A 3,210-nucleotide genomic window follows, 5' to 3' on the forward strand; every position below is an offset into this window, starting at 1 on the left:
TGGATCGTCGTGCTCTCGGGGTTCTTCGAGCCCGTCTTCTACCTCGCCTCGATGGGCATCGGGCTGGGGGCGCTCATCGGCGATGTGCAGACCAGCGGTGGCGTCGACGTGCCCTACGCCGCCTTCATCGCCCCGGCGCTGCTTGCCGTGTCGGCGATGAACGGCGCGGTGTACGACTCCACGTGGAACGTCTTCTTCAAGCTCAACTACGGCAAGCTCTACGAGGGGATGCTGTCGACCTCGCTCGGCCCGCTCGACGTCGCGCTCGGGGAGATGCTGTACGCCCTGCTGCGGGGGCTGCTGTACGCCACCGGATTCCTCATCATCATGCAGGTGCTGGGGCTGAACCTCGCCCCCACGGCGATCCTGGCGATCCCCGCGGTGCTGCTGATCGCCTTCGGCTTCGCGAGCCTCGGCATGGCGGTCACCAGCTACATGAAGACGTTCCAGCACATGGACTGGATCAACTTCGTGCTGCTGCCGATGTTCCTTTTCTCCTCGACGCTGTATCCGATCACGGTCTACCCCGAGGTCGTGCAGTGGATCGTCAAGGCGTTCCCCCTGTGGCACGGGGTCGAGCTCATCCGCGGGTTCACCACCGGGGTCATGAGCCCCGACATGGGATGGCACGTGCTCTACTACGTCGTCATGATCGCCGTCGGGCTGGTGTTCACCACCAAGCGGATGCGGGCCCTGTTCCTGGACTGACATCCGATCGCACGCCCGAGACGGCGGATGCCGCGGAGCCTCGGCCCCGCGGCATCCGCCGTCTTGTCGGTCGTGTCAGAGTGAGCCGGTGGCCCCGAGGCCGATGTTGGTCTCGTACTCGACGTCCTTGGTCTCCTTCGAGAGCATGAGGGCGATGAAGGTGAGCACCGCTGAGCCGGTGAGGTAGACGCCCACGAGCCACGGCTGGCCGTCGGCGGCGGCCCACAGCGCCACGGCCACCAGCGGTGCCAGAGCGGCGCCCAGGATCGACGAGACGTTGTACGAGATCGCCGACCCGGTGTACCGGACGTTCGTGGGGAAGAGTTCGGGCAGCACGGCGCCCATCGGTCCGAACGTCACGCCCATCAGCATGAAGCCGAAGATGAGGAACGCCTGGGTGAGGGCGCCGGTGAACTTCGGGTCGGCGTGCGGCAGCAGGAACACGTTGAACAGCAGGCCGAACACCGCGATGGCGGCGGTGACCCACAGCAGGAGCTTGCGACGTCCGATGCTGTCGGCGACGGGGCCTGAGAGCAGCGTGAAGATGCCGAAGAACACCACGCCGATGATCTGCATGATGACGAAGTCGGTGTAGCCGAACCCGAGCCCCGGCACGTACGTGGCGGCGTCGAAGGCTTGGCCGGCGTCGAGTGCGGCCTGCTCGGCGGCCTCGAGCCCCGGCTTGGTGCCGTACGACAGGGTGAAGCTCGTCATCAGGTAGAAGAGCACATAGGTGGCCAGCATGATGAACGTGCCGAGGATGAGCGGGCGCCAGTGGCGGCGGACGACCTCACCCAGCGGGAACTTGTGGATCGCGCCGGTCTTCTCCGCCTTGGCGAAGGTCTCGGACTCGACGAGCTTCAGTCGCACCCACAGTCCCACGATGACCATGACCGCGGAGAACAGGAACGGCACGCGCCAGCCCCACTCCAGGAAGTCGGCGGAGCGCTGAGCCGGACCGTCGGGGTGGGGGAGGGCGAAGTTGATGATGAGGAACACGCCGTTGGCGATGATGAACCCGATCGGGGCGCCCAGCTGCGGGAAGGTGCCGTACCAGGCGCGTTTGCCCTTCGGCGCGTTCTCGGTGGCCACGAGCGCGGCACCGGACCACTCCCCACCCAGGGCGAAGCCCTGTGCCAGACGCATGAGCAGCAGCAGCAGCGCCGCCCACCAGCCGATGTCGTTGTAGGTCGGCAGCAGGCCGATGAGGAAGGTCGCGATGCCCATCGTCAGCAGCGAGCCCACGAGGGTCGCCTTGCGGCCGAAGCGGTCACCGAAGTGGCCGAAGATCACCGCACCGATGGGGCGGGCGACCATGGCGGCACCGAACACGGCGAACGACGACAGCAGGGCCGTCGTCTCGTCGCCGGTCGGGAAGAAGAGGATGGGGAAGACCAGGACGGCGGCGGTCGCGTAGACGTAGAAGTCGTAGAACTCGATCGTCGTGCCGACCAGGCTCGCGGTGATGACGCGCGAGCGGGGGTTGGCGGGGACGGCGGATGCCGCGGGTGCTGAGGACATGGAGGAGGAAGCCTGTCGACAAGTGTTGGTCCCGTCCGGGTAGGACGGTCCGGTGGCAGGCGTCCGGAGCGGGGTGGTGCGGCGGGCGTCTCAGCGCTGAATCACCGGTGTGCGTCCGCGTTGTCGCGGTCGCACGGTGGTCCATCCTAAGCCGCTGCCGGGCGCGCGCCCGGCAGCGGCGCGGGATCAGCGCCAGATGACGGCGATGCCCGCGTTGAGCAGCGTCAGGACCCCGACGGACCAGAACATGGCCGAGGGTACGGCGCCCGTCTTGCGCTGGCGGCCGGTGCCGATGCCCAGGAGCGCGCCGATGACCAGCAGCACGCCGAGCTTGACGCCGAGCTTGACGTAGTTGAGGTCGTACTCGATGCCCCAGGGGGCGGCGAGGGCGAGGCCGGCGACCGCCGCGATGGTCATGCCGATGGTCATGAGAGACGTGAAGCGGCGACGACCGCCGAACGCCTCGACGGCCCAGGCGCCGAAGAGCACGGCGAATCCGGTCAGGTGGATGAAGACGACGATGTGCCGCAGGAGTTCCATGGGCCCAGTGTAGCCAGACCTTCAGGCATCCTGATGGTTGCGGCGTGCCGATTCAGGCCCGCAGTTCCCGCAGTAGCAGGGCGGTGCGCAGCGCCGCGTCTGCGGCCTCGGCGCCCTTGTCCTCCTTCGAGCCCTCCAGGCCCGCGCGGTCCAGGCCCTGCTGCTCGTCGTCGAGTGTGAGCACGCCGAAACCCACGGGCTTGCCGGTGTCCAGCGCCACCCGCGTGAGTCCGTCGGTGGCGGCGGAGGAGACGAAGTCGAAGTGCGGGGTGCCGCCGCGGATGATGACGCCCAGCGCCACGACCGCGTCGGCGCCGGACTCGAGCGCGGCCTTCGACGCGAGGGGGAGCTCGAACGATCCGGGCACCCGCACCAGCGACCAGGTCGCCCCCGCGGCATCCAGCGTGCGCTGGGCGCCGGCGATCAGACCGTCGGTGATGA

The 3,210-nt window shown here is 68.2% G+C and carries 4 protein-coding genes; 1 reads left to right on the top strand and 3 read right to left on the bottom strand.

All coding sequences use genetic code 11. The features are described 5' to 3' along the window. The coding region (locus NQ160_RS21200; RefSeq protein WP_257517053.1) for an ABC transporter permease at positions 1-708 on the top strand (708 nt) is incomplete at its 5' end. Between the two features lie 75 nt (positions 709-783). On the opposite strand, the gene NQ160_RS21205 is transcribed toward NQ160_RS21200, so the two are convergent. The 3 genes from NQ160_RS21205 to ribH form a co-directional block, all read right to left on the bottom strand. Beyond that, positions 784-2,229, bottom strand: a complete 1,446-nt coding sequence (locus tag NQ160_RS21205; RefSeq protein ID WP_257517054.1) for an MFS transporter — start codon at positions 2,227-2,229, stop codon at positions 784-786. 186 nt (positions 2,230-2,415) lie between these two features. Then, complete coding sequence (locus NQ160_RS21210) at positions 2,416-2,769, bottom strand: Fe-S protein (protein WP_257517055.1); 354 nt, start codon at positions 2,767-2,769, stop codon at positions 2,416-2,418. Between the two features lie 52 nt (positions 2,770-2,821). Then, positions 2,822-3,210 (bottom strand): 6,7-dimethyl-8-ribityllumazine synthase (gene ribH / locus NQ160_RS21215; RefSeq protein WP_257517056.1); only part of this gene is annotated, 389 nt, incomplete at its 5' end.

It is taken from the genome of Microbacterium sp. zg.Y909 (assembly GCF_024626565.1).